At 62.1% G+C, this 17,449-nt stretch carries 19 protein-coding genes, 1 tRNA gene and 2 pseudogenes; 14 read left to right on the forward strand and 8 right to left on the reverse strand.

Annotated elements, in window-relative coordinates; all coding sequences use genetic code 11:
• Nucleotides 1-3: 3 nt before the first annotated feature.
• From FHS75_RS06775 to FHS75_RS06785, 3 genes and pseudogenes are all read right to left on the reverse strand, one after another.
• Entirely contained in the window at nucleotides 4-606 is a 603-nt protein-coding gene (locus FHS75_RS06775) for a hypothetical protein (RefSeq protein WP_179406934.1), read from the reverse strand.
• Nucleotides 607-646: 40 nt separating this feature from the next.
• A complete protein-coding gene (locus tag FHS75_RS06780; protein WP_342356004.1) occupies nucleotides 647-1,291 on the reverse strand; it encodes a class I SAM-dependent methyltransferase in 645 nt (214 codons plus the stop codon).
• A gap of 117 nt (nucleotides 1,292-1,408) precedes the next feature.
• Nucleotides 1,409-2,200: pseudogene (locus tag FHS75_RS06785) on the reverse strand (YifB family Mg chelatase-like AAA ATPase); the annotation flags it as partial.
• A 79-nt stretch (nucleotides 2,201-2,279) separates the two neighbouring features.
• Here FHS75_RS06785 and FHS75_RS06790 point away from each other — a divergent pair.
• A complete protein-coding gene (locus FHS75_RS06790; RefSeq protein ID WP_218845155.1) occupies nucleotides 2,280-2,738 on the forward strand; it encodes a hypothetical protein in 459 nt (152 codons plus the stop codon).
• Nucleotides 2,739-3,109: 371 nt separating this feature from the next.
• Nucleotides 3,110-3,198: transfer RNA gene (locus tag FHS75_RS06795), tRNA-Ser, on the forward strand.
• A gap of 242 nt (nucleotides 3,199-3,440) precedes the next feature.
• Here FHS75_RS06795 and FHS75_RS06800 read toward each other — a convergent pair.
• Complete coding sequence (locus tag FHS75_RS06800; protein ID WP_179406936.1) at nucleotides 3,441-4,391, reverse strand: IS1595 family transposase; 951 nt, start codon at nucleotides 4,389-4,391, stop codon at nucleotides 3,441-3,443.
• 102 nt (nucleotides 4,392-4,493) lie between these two features.
• On the opposite strand from FHS75_RS06800, the gene FHS75_RS06805 reads away from it, so the two are divergent.
• A complete protein-coding gene (locus FHS75_RS06805) occupies nucleotides 4,494-4,745 on the forward strand; it encodes a DUF6471 domain-containing protein (RefSeq protein WP_218845156.1) in 252 nt (83 codons plus the stop codon).
• On the opposite strand, the gene FHS75_RS06810 is transcribed toward FHS75_RS06805, so the two are convergent.
• Entirely contained in the window at nucleotides 4,726-5,535 is an 810-nt protein-coding gene (locus FHS75_RS06810; protein ID WP_179406937.1) for a hypothetical protein, read from the reverse strand. The genes FHS75_RS06805 and FHS75_RS06810 overlap by 20 nt on opposite strands.
• A 125-nt stretch (nucleotides 5,536-5,660) precedes the next feature.
• A pseudogene (locus FHS75_RS06815) lies at nucleotides 5,661-6,386 on the reverse strand (magnesium chelatase domain-containing protein); the annotation flags it as partial.
• Nucleotides 6,387-6,532: 146 nt separating this feature from the next.
• On the opposite strand from FHS75_RS06815, the gene FHS75_RS06820 reads away from it, so the two are divergent.
• The 9 genes from FHS75_RS06820 (at nucleotide 6,533) to FHS75_RS06860 (ending at nucleotide 13,228) form a co-directional block, all read left to right on the forward strand.
• Nucleotides 6,533-7,255, forward strand: a complete 723-nt coding sequence (locus tag FHS75_RS06820) for an alpha/beta hydrolase (RefSeq protein WP_179406938.1) — start codon at nucleotides 6,533-6,535, stop codon at nucleotides 7,253-7,255.
• 88 nt (nucleotides 7,256-7,343) lie between these two features.
• Nucleotides 7,344-7,478, forward strand: a complete 135-nt coding sequence (gene rpmH, locus FHS75_RS06825) for a 50S ribosomal protein L34 (protein WP_179406939.1) — start codon at nucleotides 7,344-7,346, stop codon at nucleotides 7,476-7,478.
• Entirely contained in the window at nucleotides 7,475-7,876 is a 402-nt protein-coding gene (gene rnpA / locus FHS75_RS06830) for a ribonuclease P protein component (protein WP_179407416.1), read from the forward strand. The genes rpmH and rnpA overlap by 4 nt, the downstream gene beginning before the upstream one ends.
• Nucleotides 7,873-8,085 (forward strand): membrane protein insertion efficiency factor YidD, encoded by a 213-nt coding sequence (gene yidD / locus FHS75_RS06835; protein ID WP_179406940.1) that lies wholly within the window; start codon nucleotides 7,873-7,875, stop codon nucleotides 8,083-8,085. The genes rnpA and yidD overlap by 4 nt, the downstream gene beginning before the upstream one ends.
• A 57-nt stretch (nucleotides 8,086-8,142) precedes the next feature.
• Nucleotides 8,143-9,921, forward strand: coding sequence for a membrane protein insertase YidC (gene yidC, locus FHS75_RS06840; RefSeq protein ID WP_179406941.1), 1,779 nt, complete (start codon nucleotides 8,143-8,145; stop codon nucleotides 9,919-9,921).
• Nucleotides 9,918-10,559 carry a ribosome biogenesis GTP-binding protein YihA/YsxC gene (gene yihA / locus FHS75_RS06845; RefSeq protein ID WP_179406942.1) on the forward strand — a complete coding sequence of 214 codons (642 nt, stop codon included), beginning with the start codon at nucleotides 9,918-9,920 and terminating at the stop codon, nucleotides 10,557-10,559. The genes yidC and yihA overlap by 4 nt, the downstream gene beginning before the upstream one ends.
• Nucleotides 10,560-10,852: 293 nt before the next feature.
• A complete protein-coding gene (locus FHS75_RS06850) occupies nucleotides 10,853-11,677 on the forward strand; it encodes a glycine/sarcosine N-methyltransferase (RefSeq protein ID WP_179406943.1) in 825 nt (274 codons plus the stop codon).
• Complete coding sequence (locus tag FHS75_RS06855) at nucleotides 11,670-12,494, forward strand: SAM-dependent methyltransferase (RefSeq protein ID WP_179406944.1); 825 nt, start codon at nucleotides 11,670-11,672, stop codon at nucleotides 12,492-12,494. Before FHS75_RS06850 ends, FHS75_RS06855 begins: the two co-directional genes overlap by 8 nt.
• A gap of 65 nt (nucleotides 12,495-12,559) precedes the next feature.
• Nucleotides 12,560-13,228, forward strand: a complete 669-nt coding sequence (locus FHS75_RS06860) for a glutathione S-transferase family protein (RefSeq protein ID WP_179406945.1) — start codon at nucleotides 12,560-12,562, stop codon at nucleotides 13,226-13,228.
• Between the two features lie 10 nt (nucleotides 13,229-13,238).
• Here the strand turns inward: FHS75_RS06860 and FHS75_RS06865 are convergent, their stop codons facing one another.
• Complete coding sequence (locus tag FHS75_RS06865) at nucleotides 13,239-13,688, reverse strand: cupin domain-containing protein (protein ID WP_179406946.1); 450 nt, start codon at nucleotides 13,686-13,688, stop codon at nucleotides 13,239-13,241.
• Nucleotides 13,689-13,746: 58 nt separating this feature from the next.
• Between FHS75_RS06865 and dapE the strand changes: the two genes are divergently transcribed.
• Together dapE and FHS75_RS06875 are read left to right on the forward strand one after the other, a co-directional pair.
• Nucleotides 13,747-14,892, forward strand: coding sequence for a succinyl-diaminopimelate desuccinylase (gene dapE / locus FHS75_RS06870; protein WP_179406947.1), 1,146 nt, complete (start codon nucleotides 13,747-13,749; stop codon nucleotides 14,890-14,892).
• Nucleotides 14,893-14,948: 56 nt separating this feature from the next.
• Nucleotides 14,949-16,187, forward strand: a complete 1,239-nt coding sequence (locus tag FHS75_RS06875) for a dicarboxylate/amino acid:cation symporter (RefSeq protein WP_179406948.1) — start codon at nucleotides 14,949-14,951, stop codon at nucleotides 16,185-16,187.
• Nucleotides 16,188-16,209: 22 nt separating this feature from the next.
• On the opposite strand, the gene FHS75_RS18085 is transcribed toward FHS75_RS06875, so the two are convergent.
• Nucleotides 16,210-17,133: an ATP-grasp domain-containing protein gene (locus tag FHS75_RS18085; RefSeq protein WP_179406949.1), complete on the reverse strand. Its 924-nt coding sequence runs from the start codon at nucleotides 17,131-17,133 to the stop codon at nucleotides 16,210-16,212.
• Nucleotides 17,134-17,449: the final 316 nt, after the last annotated feature.

The raw sequence follows: 17,449 nt of genomic DNA on the forward strand, positions 1-17,449 counted from the left end.
CAATCAGCCGGCGCGCGTGTGCCGCGCGTCGATCCGCTGCTTCACCAACTGGCCCGGCGCCTTGCAGTAGAGCCGGAAGTCGTTGAACGGATCGGTGATGATCTTCGCCGCCCAGACGAGACCCGTTTCCACGTCGCGAATGAAGAACAGGTGCACGGTCCGGAACACGAGGCCGCCGATGCCCAGCGCAAGCCAGATCAGGCCGAGGTGTTCGAAGAATTGCGGAGCGGTGCGGTGCGCCTCGAACACGCCGAAGAAGGTCGGTTCGACGTAGAGCACGATCGGCGAGAACGCCCAGAGCCCCATCAGCACGACCTTGCGCGCCAGATTGTAACCGACCTTGATGTCTTCCTTATACTCGTGCGTGCAGTCGTTCACGTCGTCGTAGCCTTTGGGCTCGAAGAAGAAATGCCCGGCCTGTCGGCTGGTCATGGCGACGCCCCAGGCGAGCAGTGCCGCAAGCGCGGGGTCCTGCCAGACGACGACATAGGCGACGAGAAACGTGATCGCGCTCAGGAAATGGAGGCTCTGGTTGATCAGGCTGTGGTGATAGTAGCGGTGATCGTCCCAGCGCTGTTCCCGAAGTTGCTCGCGAAATCGGTTCATGATGACTTGCTTTCCGTGAACGAGAAAAGGTGAAGCCGCTTCAGCCCGGCAACTTGGCGTATCGAACCATGGAAAAATGCCCGAGCGGCGGTAGCGGCCGGTTCTCGACGAGCCTTACTCTGCCGTTCGATGCGGCCCACGCCTCGTAGCGGGACCACGGAAATTCGGTGCGCCAGCCCAGCTTGCTGGTGATCGGCATCAGCGCCTTTTCGACCGTGCCGCGCATGCCGGCTCCGGCACCGATGCGGGTCGCAATCACGATCTCGCCGCCTGGCCGGACGACGCGAACGAACTCGTCGAGCGCGCGTTCGGGGTCAGGCACCGCCGTCACCACGTACTGCGCGACGAGGACGTCGAAGCTGTTGTCGTCGAAATCGAGCCGCTCGGCATCCATTACGCGGATGTCCTCTACGTTTCGCAGGTCGAACCGGCGAACGCGCTCCCTCGCCTTGTCGAGCATGGCATCGGAGATATCGATGCCGACAATGCGGTTTTCGCGCCGGTACTGCGGCAGCGAGATGCCCGTGCCGACGCCTACTTCAAGGATGCGGCCGCCGACGGCCTCCGCCGCCTCGATCGACTGCTGGCGTCCGGACTTGAAGACGTTTCCGAATACCAGGTCGTAGATGGGAGCCCAGCGGTCGTATGCCGTGGCCACCCCTTCAGTTCGCATTGCCGATGACACGTGATCCTCCTGTCAAGCGCGTGTCATGCAGGCGCAATGTTTCAACTTGGAGTCAGTATGGCGAAACGCATCGATTGTTCGCCGGTCGCGCTAGCGAAACTTCGTGACGGGGCCGCGTCAGGCGCGCGGAGCCTGTCGCCGGTAACTGAGGGCCTCGGCCACGTGAATCCGTCCGACTTCCCGCGCTCCGCCGAGATCGGCTATCGTGCGCGCAACGCGCAGGACGCGCGTGTAACCTCGGGCTGAAAGTCGCATCGCCTCCGCTGCCTGCATGAGCAGCTTTCGTCCAGCCTCGTCGGGCGTGGCATGCGCTTCGAGCGCGTCGCCGTCGAGCTCGGCATTGGTTCGCGCGCCGGTCCCTTCGAGCCGCGCGGGCTGCAGACGTCGGGCCTGCGCAACGCGTTCCGCCACTTCGGCAGAACCCTCCGCCGGTGGCGGCAGGGCGAGATCGGCGGCGCTGACCGGGTCGACCTCGACGTGAAGGTCGATGCGATCGAGCAGGGGACCCGATACCTTGGACTGATAGTCCGCAGCACATCGCGGCGCGCGCGAGCAGCCGAGCGCCGGGTCCCCCAGGTGGCCGCAGCGGCAGGGGTTCATGGCGGCGACAAGTTGCACGCGGGCGGGGAATGTCACGTGGGCATTCGCTCGTGCCACCGTGACTTCGCCCGTTTCGAGGGGCTGGCGAAGCGAATCGAGTACCGCCCGCTGGAATTCGGGCAGCTCGTCGAGGAACAGGACGCCCAGGTGCGCCATGCTGACTTCGCCGGGCCGCACCTTCAGTCCCCCGCCGGTCAGCGCCGCCATAGAGGCCGAGTGATGCGGAGCCCTGTAGGGCCTCGCCCGGCTGATGCGCCCGCCTTCGAGTGTCCCGGCGACCGATGCGACCATCGAGACTTCCAGGGCTTCCGGCATTATGTAGCAACCGCACCAAGATAATGGCACACGCCATCATTGGCAATGCTATAGTCCGCATATGACGGATTACATGATACAGGGTCTTGCCAAGCGCAGGGCAGAGGTAGCGGGCGAACTGCGGGCAGCGCATGACCGGGTGAGCCAGCTTGTGAAAGACCTGGCCGCGCTCGACGAAGCGTTGCGCGTCGTGGCGCCAGACATGGAAGTCGAAGCGATCCGGCCCAAGATGTTCCGCCCGCCCGACGATTGGGCATCACGCGGGCAGATGAGCCGCCTAGTGCTCTCGATACTGCGGCAGGCGCGCGATCCCCTGACAACGCGCGAGATAGCCGCTCAGATGATCCTGGAGCGCGGTCTGGACGCAGGCGACCGGAAGCTGCTGCCGCTCATGGTTCGGCGCGTAGGGAGTGCCTTGCGGCACCAGAGGGAGAAGGGGCTGGTTGAATCGACCGAGGGGCCGGGGAATTATCAGCTTTGGGAGATTGTAGCCCCAACTCCTGATCGTAGATCAGCGGTGCCGCGTCGATGACGTTGGGCGATCCGGCATTGGAAGGCGGGCCGGGGCTGTGTGCAGATTATCCGAACACGGCCTGACAGGCCAGACTGCCGACGCCGATCAGCCAGAGCGCTAGGAGTAGAGTGAACTCGGTTCGGGCCGACAGGTTATGCACAGTATTGAGCCATTCCGCAGACAATTCCGAATCACTGGGCATCCGAAATTAACGGCTTAGGCCGTTAATTCTAATAGTCGCCTGAGTCAATGCAATGCCGCAAGAATCCGCCACTTTCATTCTTTGTTCCAAAGATACATTTATCATTATTTATGGCGCAAAAGGAAAAATCCTATGAAATGGGCGCTTGCCTTTTCCTGGCGCGTTCTACTATAGAACTCCTGCCTTTGGCCCGGTGGCGGAGTTGGTTAACGCACCCGTCTGGAAAGCGGAGGTCGCCCATCGTGGGGCGCGAGGGTTCAAGTCCCTCCCGGGTCTCTCGTAAGGTATGGAGGCAGTCACGATTCGCTGCCTCCAATCGAGATTCTTGCATTATTATGGCTAGTCGCCTATTACGGTTTTGGAAGCGGCGCACGTGCCACCACGATCTGCTTTGCAGGGCGCGTGTTCTGAAATTCCACCGAGCTCTTCGCTCGTCCTGTGTTTTCGGACACAGGTGGAGACCCGCCCAGCGGCCAAAGGTAAACGGAAAGGCCCGGCCCATGCCGGGCCTTTTTGCCTTAACGCTGCCAATACCCCGCCCACTGGCGCGACACCCCAGACGCCATAGCAGCCCCGGCCACCAGCATCGCCTGCGAACCGTTATCAACGCGACGGTTGTCCTCGCGCCATGCAGCTTCGCCCGCGTAGCTGCGCAGATATGGGCCAGCGATATGGTGATGCGTTCCGACTTCCATCCGGCGAAGACGGCTGAAATAGCTTTCGGCCTGATTGGTACAAGCACCCTCGTCCGAGAAGGCGACCGAGTGGTTGATGCGCCAAGTCTGCCAACCGGCATGAAGCACGTCCCATGAGCTTGCCTCGTCCGCATGAAGCGTTGCGAGCGTGCCGACATGATCGCGGACATAGGGAACGGCATCACCTTCGTGACGCACGACGAAAGGCAGCGCACTGCCGCCGCGCTCGCGCATCACGACTACGCACTGGCGCTTGCCTGTCTGGTTCATGGCAAGGCGACGATCCTTGCGATCGGCCTTGTGGTTTTCCTGCCGGACATGGCCGCCGAAGTATGCACCGTCGATTTCAATGATCCCGTCGAGCTTGGCGGTGGCCTGCTCAGCCTGCATCGCCTCGCGCAGCTTGTGCGCCAGGACGAAGGCAGTCTTGTATTGCACGTCGAGGTCGCGGCTCATCTGGAGCGCGGAAACGCCCTTTGCGCCGTTCACGAAGATCACGATAGCGGCCAGCAGGTCGGTGAAGCTCATCTTGCGCGAGGCAAAGATCGTGCCGCTCGTCACCGAAAACTGGTGATGGCAGGCAACGCACTTGAACTTGCGGCGGGTGCTGATGTTGTAGGTCTCGACGCAGCCGCACTTGGGGCAAACCGCCTCCCCTTCCGTTTCCGGCCAGCGGAGTTCGCAGAAGGTCTGGTAAGCCTTGCCCTCGCCCATCTGATAGACCTTCTTGAGGCTCAGGGTGCGGGCGGCGGCGGAGAGGAGAAAGTGTTGCATGTCATCGTTTCCAGTGCTTATGCACCTTTTATGATGACATATTGCATCCTTGTCAATGGCAAATGCACGCTATATGATGGCAAACGACATTAGGGGGAATGCATGGTTGCCGTCATAGGAGATTACATGCCGAGCGCGCAGGACAAGGAATGGGAAGATCGGGTGAAGGGAATGCTCAAGGCGGAACTCAAGCGCCGGGGTGTCACTTATGCCGATCTTGTCGGGAAGCTGGCCGATATCGGAGTGCATGACTCCGAGCCGAATATCCGCAATAAGATCAGCCGGGGCAAATTTACGGCGGTGTTCTTTGTACAATGTCTGGAAGCGATTGGGGCTAACGAAGTGCGTCTCTAGCTTTAATCGAGGCTAACGTTTCTCGCAGCTGCTTTTGAACTTGGGGATCGTAGTACGTGTCACCCAAAGAGCGCAAAGCACCCTTAACCTCTTCAATCGGGCTTTCCCGAGCGGGAGATTCTGTTAAGGGCTTCACGCCCATATCTTCTAATAGTATTTCTAATTCTAGAAGCGAAAAAATATCATTTACCAGATCTTCTTTATGAATGATTCTGAACGTTATTTTCCGCTGCCTCCAGAAAAGCTCATCTTCGTGTCGCGTGCCAGAAAGCATTTCTGCACATAGATTTCGAAGTCGAATTGCAGAGATGCGGACAGGTATATCATACGATAGCTGGCTAATAAGTGCATCTACATCAGCAAAGGCTTTGTAGAGATTATTTACACCCATGCCCTCCCGCATTGTCGGAGTTTGAGTTGCAATCGCGGCGAGACGCCCCAGGCTATCGCTTAAGTCCTTCCGTCTTTCTCTTGTAAACTCCTGCATGGCGATAAAGCCCATACGCTCAGGTTCATCCAATTGTGTGCGAAGCTCCGACTTAACGCCTTGGTCGTCCTTCCATACGAAATACGATGCAGCCGCAAGCCGTAACAGGACGACTACCAGCACTGTGATAGCGACGCCTACGAATACCGTCTCTTGGATCGAGTCAGTCATTTTCGCGCCAGTCATCCACAGGGCCAGCGTCGTGAACGGAACGATCATGATGGTGAGGCGGTCGGTTAACAGCACCGATTTTTGTGATGCTCGATTGAGGAGTAACCCCAAGTATTTGGCGAAGGTCGGCATGGCTTTTTCCTGCACCATCCGTCCCTCGTTGTGGAGTCGGAAGTCGGACAGCATCGCAAATAGGGGCACCCGCCATCATCGCCGGGGCCTCTGTAACTGTGTTGGTGCGCTTGCTACATAATGCCGAGGGCTTCGCCCGGCGTGAGGTCGGGCAGGATGCCGGGAAGGCAGCTGGCAAGCAGAGACTTGCCCGCGCCCGGCGGACCGATCATCAGCAGGTTGTGTCCGCCCGCGGCAGCGATCTCGAGCGCGCGCTTGGCGGTTTCCTGTCCCTTGACCTGCTTGAGATCGGCGCCGCGCGCATGCGGATCCGCTTCGCCGGGCGGCGGTTCGGGGAGGACCTGCGTGCCCTTGAGGTGGTTCAGCAGGCTGACCAGGTCGGGCGCAGCGACGACGGGAACGCCGCTGGCCCAGCGTGCTTCCGATCCCTGCGAGCCCGGACAGATCAATCCCTTTTCGGCCTCGCTTGCATGGAGGGCTGCCAGGAGCACGCCCGGCGACGGTATTATGCGCCCGTCGAGCGCCAGTTCGCCGACGGCGACGAAATCGGCAAGCTGTTCCGCGTCCGCCACTCCCATCGCCGAAAGCAGGGCAAGCGCGATCGGGAGATCGTAGTGCGAACCTTCCTTGGGCAGGTCGGCGGGCGACAGGTTGATCGTGATGCGTTTCGGCGGAAGCGAAAGCCCCATCGCGGCAAGCGCCGCCTGCACGCGCTGCCGGCTTTCGCCAACTGCCTTGTCGGGCAGGCCGACGAGGTGGAAGCCGGGCATTCCGGGCGCCACCTGGCATTGCACTTCGACGCCGCGCGCCTCCAGGCCAAGATAGGCCACTGTCGATACCAGCGCGACCAAGACGTACCCCCTGCCGTGATTCCAATGGCTTGTGGCCGAGACGGCGCGATGTGTCGAGTGGCGCGGTGCGGCATCGCGCAGGGCAAACGCGACCTTAACCTTTCGGTGAAGGATGCCGGTAAGACGCATCGGCGCAGTTTACTGCGATGCGGTACATTTTCGCCCTCGCGACTTTCCTGGTGGCTTTCGCGGCCTTGCCGGCGTCCGCGCAGACGGTCGTCTACGAGGAAGTCGTCGTCGGGGAGGTGTGGGTCGCAGCCGGGGGCGAGCGCTTCGTGGCCATCGCTCCGGTCGAAATTCCGGAGGGCATTGCCGCGTATGGCCCGTTCAGGGTGCTCGACGAGCGCAGGGCGGCTCTGGTCGATGTGACGGGAGCGAGCGCGCCCGCGCATTTCCGGGCCATGATAGCCGAGCATCCGGGGATCGAACTGCTCGAGATGATCGAATGTCCCGGAACGGAAGACGATCTTGCAAATCTGGCGGTCGGTCGCATGATCCGCGAACGGGGCATGACGACCTACGTTCCCGCCGGCGGCTCGGTCCGGTCGGGCGCGGTCGAACTCTTCCTCGCAGGCGCCCGCCGGATCGCGGACGAGGGAGCGGAGTTCGCGGTCCATGCCTGGATGGACGAGGAAGGGAGGGAAGCCACCGAGTACGGGATGGCGGCACCCGAAAACCGGCGCTATCTCGACTACTATCGCGCGATGGGGATGAGTCCGGAAGAAGCGGCATCCTTCTATGCGATGACCAATTCGGCTCCCCATGCCGATGCCCGCTGGCTGGACGCTGCCGAAATGGCGCTCTGGGTCAGGCTCGACCGGCGGGAAGTTGCCGTCGCCGACCTTGACTCGCTGCCCCTCCTCCAGTAACGGCGCGTGTCTGATCACGGTCGCCTTTGCGGGCGGCCCTTTTTGTTCGCGCCTTTCGTGGCGCTGTCCGATTTGAAGGTTTAGTTCGATGAAGCGCACGTTCCAGCCCAGCCGCCTCGTTCGCAAGCGCCGTCACGGCTTTCGCGCCCGCAAGGCGACGACCGGCGGCCGCAAGGTGCTTCGCGCTCGCCGCGCGCGCGGTCGCAAGAAGCTTTCGGCCTGAACGAGGCTGCGGGCAGCACCCGCAGTGATCCGGCGCGCCCCGCGGTCCTCACCCGGCGCGCGGATTTCCTTGCAGCAAATCGCGGGCTTCGCAATGCAAAGCCGGGTTTCGTGCTGCTGACGCGCCCGAACGCGGGATGCGGCATGCGCTACGGCATCACCGTTACCAAGAAGATCGGCAATGCCGTCGTGCGTAACCGTATGAAACGGCGGTTTCGCGAATTGCTTCGCGCGATCCTGCCCGAGCAGGGTCTCCCGGATTCCGACCACGTCCTGATTGGCCGTGAAGGTGGTATCGAAAGGGATTTCGACCTCCTGCAGCAGGACCTCGCCACCGCGCTTGCCCGCGCCGCGAAGGGTCAGGGCGATCCGCCAAGGCGGCGCAGGGCAAGGCGTTGAAGCGGCTGCTCATCCTCGTCGCCCGTGCATGGCAACTGGGCCCGTCTCGCGTAATACCGCCGACCTGCCGCTACATGCCGTCCTGCTCGCAATACGCAATCGAAGCGCTCGAGAAACATGGCGCGATTAAGGGTGGCTGGCTCGCGGTGAAGCGTCTATTGCGCTGCCACCCGTGGGGAGGTCACGGGCACGATCCCGTGCCGGACTGAACCGCCTAGAGGGGCCCCGGCGTCCCATCGCGTGAATGAAAATAACGGAATCGCTTCGTGGATAACCAGCGCAACCTCATCCTTTCGGTCCTGCTGATCGGCCTCGTCCTGTTCGGCTGGGATGCGGCGGTAAGGTACTTCTATCCGCAGTCCGACACCCCGACCGAGCGGATCGAGCAAGTCGAGAAGAGCGAGGCGGGCGATGCGCCGAAGGCGAGCCGCGAGGGCGGGCTTTCCGCTCCTGCCGACGTCGCTGCCGAGCGCAAGACGCTGGCCGAGGCGCTTGCCGACGGCGGGCGTGTCCCGGTCGATGCGCCGGGCCTTTCCGGTTCGATCAACCTGACTGGCGCGGTTGTCGACGACCTCGTCATCAACGACCACCGGGAATCGCAGGACAGGGACAGCGGACCGGTTCGCATCTTCTCGCCCTCGGGAACGCCTGCGCAGCATTTCGCGCAGTTCGGATGGGTCGGCACGCAGGCGGACACGCCGGATGCCGACACCGTCTGGCAAGTGGCTGAAGGCGAGCGGCTTACACCGGGATCGCCCGTCACCCTGCGCTGGCAGAACGGTTCGGGACAGGTCTTTTCGATCAAGTTCTCGATCGACGAAGACTACATGATCACGGCGCAGCAGACCGTCGCCAACGGCGGTGGCGAGGCTGTGACCGTAAAGCCCTTTGCCCTGATCAACCGGACCGAGCGCACGGCGAGCCTCGACAGCTTCAACGTGCATTCCGGGCCGCTCGGCACATACGACGACGCGGTCGAATTCGGCACGGACTACGATGACGTTGCCGAAGCGGACGTCGTGACGAATCCGGGCAGGACCGACTGGGTGGGCTTCACCGATGTCTACTGGATGTCGAGCCTCATCCCCGGCGATGCCCGCGCCACCAGCGATTTCCGCTCGCTGGGCTCCAGCCTGTTCCGAGCCGACCTGCTGTACGGAAACGTAAGCGTGCCTTCCGGCAAGCAGTTCACACGCATCACGCGCCTGTTCGCCGGAGCCAAGGAAAGCGCGGTGCTCGACCAGTACGAGGACGGGGGCATCTCCCGCTTCGGCATGTCGATCGACTGGGGCTGGTTCTTCTGGTTCGAAAAGCCGATCTTCTGGCTGCTCCGCTCGCTGTTCCACCTCGTCGGCAATTTCGGGGTCGCGATCATCCTGCTCACCGTGATCGTTCGCGGGGTCATGTTCCCCATCGCCCAGAGGGGCTTTGCCAGCATGGCGGCGATGCGGGCGGTGCAGCCGAAGATGAAGGCGATCCAGGAGCGCTACAAGGACGACAAGCAGAAGCAGCAGCAGGAGATCATGGCACTCTACAAGAAGGAGGGCGTGAACCCGCTTTCGGGCTGTCTTCCGATGCTCTTGCAGATCCCAGTCTTCTTCGCGCTCTACAAGGTGCTCATCCTGTCGATCGAGATGCGCCACCAGCCGTTCGCGCTGTGGATCAAGGACCTGTCGGCGCCCGACCCGCTGCTGATCCTGAATCTCTTCGGGCTGTTGCCGTTCACGCCGCCCTCCTTCCTCGCCATCGGGCTCCTTGCGGTGCTGCTGGGCGTGACGATGTGGCTGCAGTTCCGGCTCAATCCGGCGCCGATGGATCCGGTCCAGCAACAGATGTTCGCGATCATGCCGTGGGTGATGATGTTCATCATGGCCCCGTTCGCCGCCGGATTGCTGGTCTACTGGATCACCTCAAACATCCTGACGATCGCGCAACAGAAGTATCTCTACAGCAAGCATCCCCAGCTTCGCGAGCAGGCCCAGCGCGATGCCGAGGAGCGCGAGCAGGCGCGGGAGCGTGAAAAAGCCGCCAAGGCCGCGAAGTGAGCTCCGACGAAGAGGACCTCGCCGAGCGCGCGCGAAAGCTGTTCTCCGGCCGCGTCGATTTTCTCAAAAGCGCGCCGTCGCTCAATTTCCTGCCCGATCCGGATGTGCCCGAGATCGCCTTTGCGGGGCGCTCGAATGTCGGCAAGTCGTCGCTTCTCAACGCGCTGACGGGGCGCAAGGCGATCGCCCGCACATCCGTGACGCCGGGGCGGACTCAGGAGCTCAATTTCTTCGATGTCGGCGATCCACTGCAGTTCCGCCTTGTCGACATGCCAGGATACGGGTTCGCGAAGGCTCCGCCCAAGGTCGTCGAGAACTGGCGGCGGCTGGTGCGCGATTTCCTGCGCGGGCGCGCGGTCCTCAAGCGAACGCTACTGCTGATCGACAGCCGCCACGGGATAAAGCCTGTCGATGCCGAGATGATGACCATGCTGGACGAGGCTGCGGTCGGTTACCGGATCGTGCTTACCAAGATCGACAAGATCAAGGCGAGCGAGCTGGACGCGGTACTTGCGAGGACTTCGGATCAGGCGCGAAAACACTCTGCAGCGTTTCCAATAATAATTTCATCGTCGTCAGAGACTAAAACGGGAATTTCGGAACTCCGTTCCGCTGTATTGCAGGATGCCATGGTTTAGGCAGCGGCATCGAAAATCAATTGGTCGTCTCGGTTGTGAAAATCATCGCGCCCGTCATCATTTTGTAGCATCTCCAAAATCTCGACGTTATATCAAGGGTTAGCCGCCGGCTGATCGCGCGTTGTTTGGCCTGCATTCGGATCGTCATTGCGCGTTGCAGCGAACAAGCGGTAGCCAAGCGTTGGCGACTTTGTTAGCAGGTCGCTCGTTCAAGCTTTGACGGCGCTCTCAGGCCCGGATGCGTTCAGTGCGTCCCGGGGGTCGTGCCGCGCCATTCTGCCATGGGGAGCAATATGATCGAATCTTCGACGAAGGGCGTGTTCGCGCCGGAAACCCTCCAGGACTACGGTGCAGACCCCGTCGCCGTCCGCGAGAGCGACAAGTACGTGTCGGAGTATATCCGCGGCTTCGTGGACAAGTGGGACGAGCTGATCGACTGGAATTCGCGAGCCGAGAGCGAAGGTCGCTTCTTCATCGATGTGCTCAAGGCTCGCGGCAAGGAGACCGTGCTGGATGTCGCGACCGGGACCGGTTTTCACTCGGTCCAGCTGCTCAAGGCAGGTTTCAGCGTCTTTTCGGCGGATGGCTCGGCCGAAATGCTGGCAAAGGCATTCGACAACGGCATGCGCCACGATGTCGTGCTCAAGACGATTCACGCGGACTGGCGCTGGCTGAACAAGGACGTCCACGGCAAGTTCGACGCCATCATCTGCCTCGGCAACAGTTTCACCCACCTGTTCGAGGAAGCGGACCGGCGGCGGGCGCTCGCCGAATTCTATGCGGCGTTGAAGCATGACGGCATCCTCATCATCGATCAGCGCAACTACGATTCGATCCTCGACCACGGCTTTTCGACGCAACACAAGTATTACTATTGCGGCGACCAGGTCGTCGCCGAACCGGTTCACGTGGACGAGGGGCTTGCCCGTTTCGAGTACCGCTTCCCGGACGGTTCGAAGCACAACCTGAACATGTTCCCGCTGCGCAAGAACTACGTGCGGGGCCTGCTGGAGGACGCGGGCTTCCGGAAGATCAAGACCTACGGCGACTTCCAGGACGAGGCCGAAGAGGCGAACCCCGACTTTTTCGTGCATGTCGCGGAGAAGAACTATGTCTGAGGCAGGGGAAGGAGTGGCGGTAGCACGCGACTACTACGACAGCGAGGAGGCCGACAGCTTCTATAGCGCGATCTGGGGCGGCGAAGACATCCATATCGGTCTCTACGACACGACCGACGATATCCGCCAGGCAAGCCGGCTGACCGTCGATCACATGGCGGGAAAGCTCGGCGATCTTTCCGGCAAGCGGGTGATCGACCTCGGAGCAGGATACGGCGGTGCCGCGCGGGTCCTCGCTCGCGAGCATGGCGCGAACGTTACCTGCCTCAATCTTTCGACCGTCGAAAACGACCGCAATCGCGCGTTGACGAACGAGGCCGGCCTTTCCGACCGGGTCGAAGTCGTGGACGGATCGTTCGACGACCTGCCCTTCGGCGATGCCACTTTCGACGTAGCCTGGAGCCAGGATGCGATCCTTCATGCGCCCGATCGCAGCGCGGTGCTCGACGAGGTGGCACGCGTTCTCGGGCCGGGCGGGCTCCTTGTTTTTCACGATCCGATGCAGGCGACCGATGCCGACACGGCGGCGCTGCAACCGATCTACGACCGCATCCATCTGCCCGACCTCGCGTCGATAGAATTCTATCGCGACGGTCTCCTTGCCCGAGGTTTCGAGGAGGTCGAAACCGAGGTCCTGACCGAGCAACTCGGCAACCACTATGCAAGGGTGCGAGAGGAACTGATTGCCCGCCAGGATGAACTCGCGCTTCCCGATGAATTCGTGGCGAAGATGAGCGCAGGACTTTCTCTCTGGGTCGACGGCGCAAGAAACGGCAACCTGCGCTGGGCAATCATGCTCTATCGCAAGCAGGGCTGAGCGTCTCCTCGTTGTCGAGTTGAATCCGAGAGGCTAGAGCGAAGGCGAAAGGGGCACGCCGACCCATGAAGCTGATCATCGGAAACAAGAACTATTCGAGCTGGTCGCTGCGCGGCTGGCTGGCCTGCAAGCAATCCGGGCTTTCGTTCGAGGAACTGACCGTGCCGCTCTACGGCGAGGACTGGGACGAACTGAAGCGGAGTTCGGACGACCTCGCGCCGTCGCAGGGCAAGGTGCCGATCCTGTGGGACGGCGAAGCGGTCGTCTGGGACAGTCTTGCGATCATCGAATACCTTGCCGACAAGGTCGGTCGCGACCGGTTCTGGCCCAAGGAAGACGATGCCCGCGCGATGGCGCGCTCAATGGTGGCGGAGATGCACTCGGGCTACCTGCCGCTCCGGCGTCAGTGTCCGATGAACATCCGCCGCCGCGTGGTTGATGCCGAAGTGCCCGACGATGCCAAGGCCGATATCGTCCGCATTATGACCCTGTGGGCCGAGGCGCGTGCCCGCTTCGGCAAGGGCGGACCCTTCCTTTTCGGGACCTTCTGTGCCGCCGACATCATCTACGCACCCGTCGTCAGCCGCTTCCTGACCTATGGTATTCCCGTGCCGGGCTTCGCGCGCGCCTACATGGAGGCGGTCTGGGAACACGAGTGGATGCAGGAATGGATCACCGCAGCCGAGGAAGAGGACTGGGTGATCGAGCAGTTCGAGACACCGGTCGTCAAATAGCCCTTGCAGGCTAGAAGGCCGAACCATCCTTGCGCCGGAATTCGCCGCTTTCGGCGAACAGGTGCATGTCTATGTCGGAATAGTGGCAGTCGCTTGCCGATGGCTTTCCGACGGCGACGAATATGCACGGCTTGTCCGACCGGTTCTGAAGAACGTGTCCGTTGCCGTCACCCTTGGGGAACGCCGCGATGTCGCCGGACGTGAGGAGCGTCTCGCCCGAATTGTCGACCAGCACCGCCTCGCCTGCGAGCATGATGACGATTTCGTCTTCGTCGTCGTGCCAGTGTCGCTGCGAGGACCAAGCTCCCGGTTCCAGCGTCACGTGGCTCACGCCGAAGTCTGTGAGCCCCGTTGCCGGAGCGAGCCGGCGGTACCAGCGGCCCGCGACGGGCGCGGCGTGTTCGGGCGGATAGCCGGTCCGGTTCGTCTGCTCGATCGTGTCAAGGTCGACCTTCGGCACCGGCATCGCTCCATCGCTTGTCTGCGCCCGGCATAGCCCATATGCACGGCGAGTGACCATGAGCGAAATCGCATCCCGCACTGCAAGCGTGGCCGAACTGGCCGAAGCGCTCATCGCTTGCCCGAGCGTAACGCCTGCACAGGGCCTCGTCTTCGATTGTCTCGAGTCGCAACTGCAGCCGCTCGGTTTCGCGGTGCATCGTTTCGTTGCCGGCGAACCTCCCGACGGACCGGTCGAGAACCTCTTTGCTATCCGCAAGGGGCCGGAAGGCTGCAGGCATTTCGCATTCGCTGGTCATCTCGACGTGGTGCCTCCCGGAGACGGGTGGACCTCGGCCCCGTTCGCTCCCGAGCGGCGCGGGGATTTGCTCTACGGTCGCGGCGCGGTCGACATGAAGGGATCGATCGCGGCGATGGTCGCTGCGGTTCGCGACATTCCGGAACATGCCGGAACTATCAGCTTCGTCGTTACCGGGGACGAGGAAGGACCGGCACGCCATGGCACCATCGCGCTGATCGAACATATGCGCGAGGTCGGCGAAATCCCCGATCTCTGTCTCGTCGGTGAGCCGACGTCGATCGACAGGCTGGGCGATACGGTCAAGATCGGGCGGCGCGGGTCGGTGAACATCTGGCTGGAATCGCAAGGCACGCAAGGGCACGTGGCCTATCCGCACCTTGCAGACAATCCGATACCGCGCCTCGTCGCCTTGCTCGCCGAGCTCGATGCGCTGAAACTCGACGAGGGGACCGAATGGTTCCAGGCCTCGAACCTCGAGATCACCGACCTCGAAGTCGGAAATCCGGCGCACAACGTCATTCCGGCGGGTGCGAAGGCGCGGATATCCATCCGTTTCAACGATCAGCATACCGGAGCATCGCTCGCCGCGCGCGTCACGGAAATCGCTGAGCGGCATGGCTGCCTTGCCTCGCCAATCATTTCGGGCGAATCGTTCCTGACCCAGCCGGGACCGTTTTCCGACATCGTCTCTCGCGCGATCGAGGCGGAAACTTCGATCACGCCCGACCTATCGACAGGTGGCGGGACGTCCGATGCCCGGTTTCTCAAGGATCTTTCGCCGGTCATCGAATTCGGACTTTGCAACGCGACGATGCACAAGCGCGACGAGGCGGTGGCACTCGCGGACCTCGAGATCCTCGCTCGGATCTATGCCCGCATCGCCGGAGATGCTCTGCGCGCTTGACTTGTGCGCCCCAGTTGCGAGCGTGCAAGAGTACGGGAAAGCGGCAGGGGTAGGGCATGTTCGGTCAATGGTTCAGGATACCGCTTTGGCAGCGGGTCATCGGCGCATTGCTTCTCGGCATCGTCGTCGGCGTGATCTGGGGGCCGGGGGCCGAGAGCATCAAGTGGATCGGCGATTTCTTCATCAAGTCGATCAAGATGCTGGTCGTCCCGCTCATATTCTTCTCGATCGTCGCCGGGGTCGCCGCGATCGGCGATCTGCGCAAGCTGGGCTCGGTCGGCTGGCGCGCCCTGCTGCTGTTCGTCGTCACGGGACAACTGGCTGTCTGGCTCGGACTAGGCCTCGGAACCTTCTTCGCCCCGGGCGCAGGGGTCGATACCAGCGCGATAGACCGGGGGCCGACGCCGCAGCCCGCCGAAACGAGCGCCGTCGACATGGTTCTTTCGATCATCCCGGAAAGCCCCGTGCAGGTCATGGCCGATGCGCAGGTGCTTCCTCTTATTGTCTTCGCGCTCCTCATCGGCATCGGCATCGTCATGGCGAAGGAGGACGGGCATCCAGCAGCGCGCATCTTCGACAGCGGGGCGGTGGTCATGCAGAAGGTGACCATGATCGTGATGGAGCTTACGCCGTTCGGTGTCTTCGCACTGATGGCTTGGGTTGCCGGTACTCTGGGTCAGGACGCACTCGTCGCGCTCGCGAAGCTGGTCGCACTCAATTACGTCGGCTGCTTCCTGATCATAGGCGTCGTCTACATTTCGATGATCCGGTTCCTTGCAAAGCTGCCGATTGCCGACTTCTTCCGTGGCATGGTCGATGCCATCGCGGTCGCCTATTCGACAGCATCGTCGAACGCCACGCTGCCGGTCACGTTGCGGTGTACGCAGCGCAACCTCGGGGTCAGTCGCTCGACGTCCAGCTTCGTGGTTTCCCTCGGCGCGACGATCAACATGGACGGTACGGCGATGTACCTGGGGCTGGCGACGCTGTTCGGCGCACAGATCTTCGGAGTCGATCTGTCGTTCGCGGACTACGTGCTCATCTCGGTACTAGCGACGCTTGGATCGGTCGGTGCCGCAGGGATACCCGGCGCGGGCCTGATCATGATGGCGCTGGTTTTCGGCGCCGTCGGTGTGCCCCTTGAGACTATCGCCTTCGTAGCCGGGGTGGACCGGATCATGGACATGATGCGCACTGCGACCAACGTTACCGGCGATGCCACGGTGACGACGGCCGTTGCGGTCATGACCAACGAGATCGATCGCGGCGAGATGGTCAGCGACGACGACGTCTAGTCACTCCGACCGGGCTGGGCGGTCAGCCAAGCCCGACCATGATCGCGTCTTTTCGTCGCCACCGCCTCAGCCGGTCTCGCCAGCCGTTGACCGCGAAGTTGAGAAGGACGCACAGCGCCAGTCGCCGCTGCTCCGGGTTCAGCCGCACAATCTCCGCAGGGCGAAAGCGGTTTTCGCTCCACCACACCCCGGTATATGGCGCTATACCACTGCACAGTGAGGTGGGTTGCGACGAGGCACGCAAACGCGCCGCGGCCACGACGGCGCTCACGAAATTGAGGCCGCACCAGGTCGATTGTCCCAGGCTGGACCAGGTTCGGGGATTGCATTCGAGCAGGCTGATGCGTCCATCTTCCGACAATCGGGCGTCGAATTGCGCAAAACCGCTGAACCGCGTGCGCTCTATGATCGCCCGAGTCGCGCTCAGGAACTGCTCATGGTGCGCGAACTCGAACCGACCGTTCCGACGCACCTGAATGCTGTAGTGCAGCATGCGGCCCCGGTCGGAGAGGACGCCAAGGCCGATGTCCACCCCCGGGACGAACGCCTGCGCAACCAGTGGGCTGAACCGATAGTTTGCGTTGCCGAGTACCCGGTCGGCGAATTGCCTTTCGTTTTCCACGAAGACGACGCCATGCCCACCGGCCATGTTCGTGGGCTTAATGACGATCGGTGCCCCCAGGCGCGCGAAAGTTTCGTCGGTGTCGATGCCGGACTTGCCTGCGAAGAACATTGTTTCCGGCGTCGGCAAGTCCAAGTTGCGAGCGAGCCGGGTGAAAGCAGCTTTGTCGCGGAGGAGCGCACGCGACTCGCGGCAATCCGCGCCAATCCAGTTGATCGGAGCGCGGACTGCGAGCTCGTCCAGATAATCGCATCCGATGTCGTCGGCGCCGATCGCGACTACCGGCCTGTCGCCAGCGATGCGCGCGAGCCTGTGGGCATCCACGTTCGACGCAGAAGCGAGATCGACAACGAGATGACCCCTGCAACCGGGGAATTTCGAGAGCGAGGCAAGAGATTGCGGCCCTGCCAGGATGAAACCCTGCGTCTCTTCCGAAGGCAGCGCAGCGATAAGCTGGAGCAGGAGCGGGCGATTGGCTCCAGCGAAAAGGCAGATGCCTTTCTCCTCAAGAAGGGACGGAGATAAGTTGCGAAGTACGGGGTGCCTTCGCAGTTGCGGAAGTGCACCAGGGCGTTTCTCGAAATAGATATCCCGCGGCTTCAAGGAGACCGGCATGGGCTTAAAACTCCACATACAAAAC

The organism is Novosphingobium marinum (assembly GCF_013408095.1).
Classification (GTDB): domain Bacteria; phylum Pseudomonadota; class Alphaproteobacteria; order Sphingomonadales; family Sphingomonadaceae; genus Novosphingobium; species Novosphingobium marinum.

Coding starts and splice junctions, on each gene's coding strand:
- FHS75_RS06775 (WP_179406934.1), bottom strand. CDS start 606: ATGAACCGATTTCGCGAGCAACTTCGGGAACAGCGCTGGGACGATCAC.
- FHS75_RS06790 (WP_218845155.1), top strand. CDS start 2,280: ATGATACAGGGTCTTGCCAAGCGCAGGGCAGAGGTAGCGGGCGAACTG.
- FHS75_RS06800 (WP_179406936.1), bottom strand. CDS start 4,391: ATGCAACACTTTCTCCTCTCCGCCGCCGCCCGCACCCTGAGCCTCAAG.
- FHS75_RS06805 (WP_218845156.1), top strand. CDS start 4,494: ATGGTTGCCGTCATAGGAGATTACATGCCGAGCGCGCAGGACAAGGAA.
- FHS75_RS06810 (WP_179406937.1), bottom strand. CDS start 5,535: ATGCCGACCTTCGCCAAATACTTGGGGTTACTCCTCAATCGAGCATCA.
- FHS75_RS06820 (WP_179406938.1), top strand. CDS start 6,533: ATGCGGTACATTTTCGCCCTCGCGACTTTCCTGGTGGCTTTCGCGGCC.
- rpmH (WP_179406939.1), top strand. CDS start 7,344: ATGAAGCGCACGTTCCAGCCCAGCCGCCTCGTTCGCAAGCGCCGTCAC.
- FHS75_RS06850 (WP_179406943.1), top strand. CDS start 10,853: ATGATCGAATCTTCGACGAAGGGCGTGTTCGCGCCGGAAACCCTCCAG.
- FHS75_RS06855 (WP_179406944.1), top strand. CDS start 11,670: ATGTCTGAGGCAGGGGAAGGAGTGGCGGTAGCACGCGACTACTACGAC.
- FHS75_RS06860 (WP_179406945.1), top strand. CDS start 12,560: ATGAAGCTGATCATCGGAAACAAGAACTATTCGAGCTGGTCGCTGCGC.
- dapE (WP_179406947.1), top strand. CDS start 13,747: ATGAGCGAAATCGCATCCCGCACTGCAAGCGTGGCCGAACTGGCCGAA.
- FHS75_RS06875 (WP_179406948.1), top strand. CDS start 14,949: ATGTTCGGTCAATGGTTCAGGATACCGCTTTGGCAGCGGGTCATCGGC.